We start from the raw sequence: 2,945 nt of genomic DNA, 5'->3' as shown, positions 1-2,945 counted from the left end.
GGCCCGGCCGGCGCGCTCGGCGCCGTCTGCCTGGGCCTGCTCGTGCTGGCCCCGCGGTCCCCGGTCGCGGGCGGCGCCCAGCAGGTCGGTGCGGTCGGGACCGGTCCCGCGCCGACCGCCGGGGAGCGGGCACGGGACGCCCTCGTCGTGCTCGGGCGCCACAGCCTGCCCGCCTACCTGGCGCACTCCGTCGTCCTCGCGCTGGTGCTCGCGCCGTGGGCGGGCGGGGCCGGCGCGCGGTGGGGGAGCGCGGCGGTGACGGCGCTCGGCGTGGCGGTGTGGGCGGCGACCCTGGTGGCTTTCGTGGTCGTGTTCAAGGCCCGAGACGGGGGCGCGGCGGCCGTCGTGGCGCGGGCCCCCGGCGGGAGCGGTGCGACCGTCGGGCGCGGTACGGAGGACGGGGGCGGTACGGAGGGCGGGGGCGGTCAGCCGAGCGAGCGGCAGGGCCGGGACCGCAGCTCCGCGACGTAGTCCGTCGGTGCTCCGCCCGCCTCGGCCGCGTCGGCGAGCATCCCCAGCGTCGCGGCCGAGGGCAGGCCGCCCTCGTAGGCCTCGAGCACGTAGAGGAACGCGGGCAGCTCGCCCTCGAGGGTCTGCACCCGCACCGTGAGGCGGGCGAACAGCCCGGACTCCGCGCCCTCCCACTCGTCGAGCAGGGCGTCGTCCTCCTTGGCGAGCTCGTAGAGCACGACGTAGACGGCCGCGTCCGGGGAGTCCGGCGCCTCGACGACGGTGGGCATCGCGCCGTCCCAGCCGTGCTCCTCGCCGCCGAACGTCAGGCGCCAGCCGAGCAGCCAGCCGCTGGACAGGACGGGCGAGCGGGGGGCGCGCTCGGCCATGCGGTCGGGGTCGAGGTTGCCCGCATAGGCCGCATAGAGCACCTGGGGAGGGTAGCGGGACCGGCTCCCTGGGACACTGGTCCTCGTGAGCGACGCGACCAGCCCCGTCACCCCTGCCGACAGCACGACGGTCCCCACCCCGGACCAGCCCACCGGCCTCACCGAGGACGTCACGACCGGGGCGCCCGACACCCCGCCCGCCGACGAGGTCGCCGGCAGCACCGGCACCTCCTCCGGCACCCCCTCCTCCGCTGCCGCCCCGGACCCGTCGGGCACCACGACGGCCGCCGAGGCCGCCCCCAGCACGAGCCCGGTGCCGGCGACGCCGACCCGGCCGCGCCAGCGGGTCGTCGTCGTCGGCGGCGGGCCCGGCGGGTACGAGGCTGCGCTCGTCGCCGCCCAGCTCGGCGGCGACGTCACGGTCGTCGACAGCGACGGCATGGGCGGGTCCGCCGTCCTCACCGACTGCGTGCCCAGCAAGACCCTGATCGCCACCAGCGAGGTGATGACGCAGGTCGACGGCAGCTCCGAGCTCGGCGTCCGGTACGCCGGCGTCGCCTCCGGCGAGCACGTCGGCGTCGACCTGGGGGTCGTCAACGACCGCGTGAAGAAGCTCGCCCACGCCCAGTCCGCCGACATCATGGCCTCGCTCTCGGCGGTCGGCGTCACCCTCGTGCCCGGCACCGGGCGGCTCGTGGAGGGCGCCCAGGGCAGCCACGGCAGCCCCGACGTCGAGGTCACCGCCCCCGACGGCAGCACCCGCGTGCTCGAGGCCGACGCGGTCCTGCTCGCCGTCGGCGCGACGCCCCGGCGGCTCGAGTCGTCCATGCCCGACGGGGAGCGCATCCTCGACTGGCGCCAGCTGTACGACCTGGAGGAGCTGCCCACCCGGCTCGTCGTCGTGGGCTCCGGCGTCACGGGCGCCGAGTTCGCCTCCGCCTACCTCGCCCTCGGCTCCGAGGTCGTCCTGGTGTCCAGCCGCGACCGGGTGCTGCCGGGCGAGGACGCCGACGCCGCCGAGGTGCTGGAGGAGGCGTTCCGCCGCCGCGGCATGGAGGTCGTGTCGCGCGCCCGCGCCGAGACCGTCCGGCGCGACGGCGACGGCGTCGTCGTCACCCTGGCCGACGGGCGGACCGTCACCGGCAGCCACTGCCTCGTGGCCGTCGGGTCGATCCCCAGCACGGCCGGGCTCGGCCTGGAGGAGGTCGGCGTCGAGACCAGCCCGTCCGGCCACATCGCCGTCGACCGGGTCTCGCGCACCTCGGTGCCCGGGGTCTACGCGGCGGGCGACTGCACCGGCGTGTTCGCGCTGGCCTCCGTGGCCGCCATGCAGGGCCGGATCGCCATGCGGCACCTGCTGGGTGACGCCGTCCGCCCGCTGTCGCTCAAGACGGTGTCGAGCAACATCTTCACCTCGCCCGAGATCGCGACGGTCGGCTGGACCCAGGCGCAGATCGACTCGGGCGAGGCGCAGGGCGTGTCCGTCATGCTGCCGCTGGCGACCAACCCCCGGGCCAAGATGCAGGGCGTCAGCGAGGGCTTCGTCAAGCTCTTCGCCCGCACCGGGTCCGGCACGGTCATCGGCGGGGTCGTCGTCGGGCCGCGGGCCAGCGAGCTCATCTTCCCGGTGACGCTCGCCGTGGAGCACCGGCTGACCGTCGACGACGTGGCCCGCTCGTTCACGGTGTACCCGAGCCTGTCGGGCTCGATCGCCGAGGCGGCGCGCCGGCTGCACCCCAGCCCCATCGGCTGATCACGGACGGTCCCGGCCCGGGCGGGCCTCCCGCCCGGGCCGCCTGACCGGCCCGGGCAGCCGGGCCGGTGCGCGTCAGCTGATCTGGCAGACCACCGCGCCGGCGGTGACGGTGCCGCCGACCTCGACGGCGAGGCCCGAGACGGTGCCGGCCCGGTGGGCGTTGAGCGGCTGCTCCATCTTCATGGCCTCGAGGACCGCGACCAGGTCGCCCTCGGCCACCTCGTCCCCGTCGGCGACGACGACCTTGACGACGGTCGCCTGCATCGGGCTGGTGAGCGAGTCGCCGGACACGGCGGCGGCGCCGGTGCCCCGGCGGCTGCGGCGCGGGGCGCGGGCCGGGCCCGCGGGCG

General features: G+C 76.9%; 4 protein-coding genes. 2 read left to right on the top strand and 2 right to left on the bottom strand.

What is annotated here, in order from left to right:
* The coding region (locus WCS02_RS19250; protein ID WP_340295897.1) for a DUF418 domain-containing protein at nt 1-471 on the top strand (471 nt) is incomplete at its 5' end.
* On the opposite strand, the gene WCS02_RS19245 is transcribed toward WCS02_RS19250, so the two are convergent.
* Entirely contained in the window at nt 426-881 is a 456-nt protein-coding gene (locus WCS02_RS19245; protein ID WP_340295896.1) for a gamma-glutamylcyclotransferase, read from the bottom strand. The two genes, WCS02_RS19250 and WCS02_RS19245, sit on opposite strands and share 46 nt — an antisense overlap.
* A 271-nt stretch (nt 882-1,152) precedes the next feature.
* Between WCS02_RS19245 and WCS02_RS19240 the strand changes: the two genes are divergently transcribed.
* Entirely contained in the window at nt 1,153-2,592 is a 1,440-nt protein-coding gene (locus tag WCS02_RS19240; protein WP_340295898.1) for an NAD(P)H-quinone dehydrogenase, read from the top strand.
* A gap of 75 nt (nt 2,593-2,667) precedes the next feature.
* Here the strand turns inward: WCS02_RS19240 and WCS02_RS19235 are convergent.
* A partial coding sequence (locus tag WCS02_RS19235; protein WP_340295895.1) for an acyl-CoA carboxylase biotin carboxyl carrier protein subunit occupies nt 2,668-2,945 on the bottom strand: 278 nt, incomplete at its 5' end.

It is taken from the genome of Aquipuribacter hungaricus (assembly GCF_037860755.1).
GTDB classification, from domain to species: Bacteria; Actinomycetota; Actinomycetes; order Actinomycetales; family JBBAYJ01; genus Aquipuribacter; species Aquipuribacter hungaricus.
Note: the sequence above shows the minus strand (reverse complement) of the source record. Positions and strands in the feature narration are given on the sequence as shown.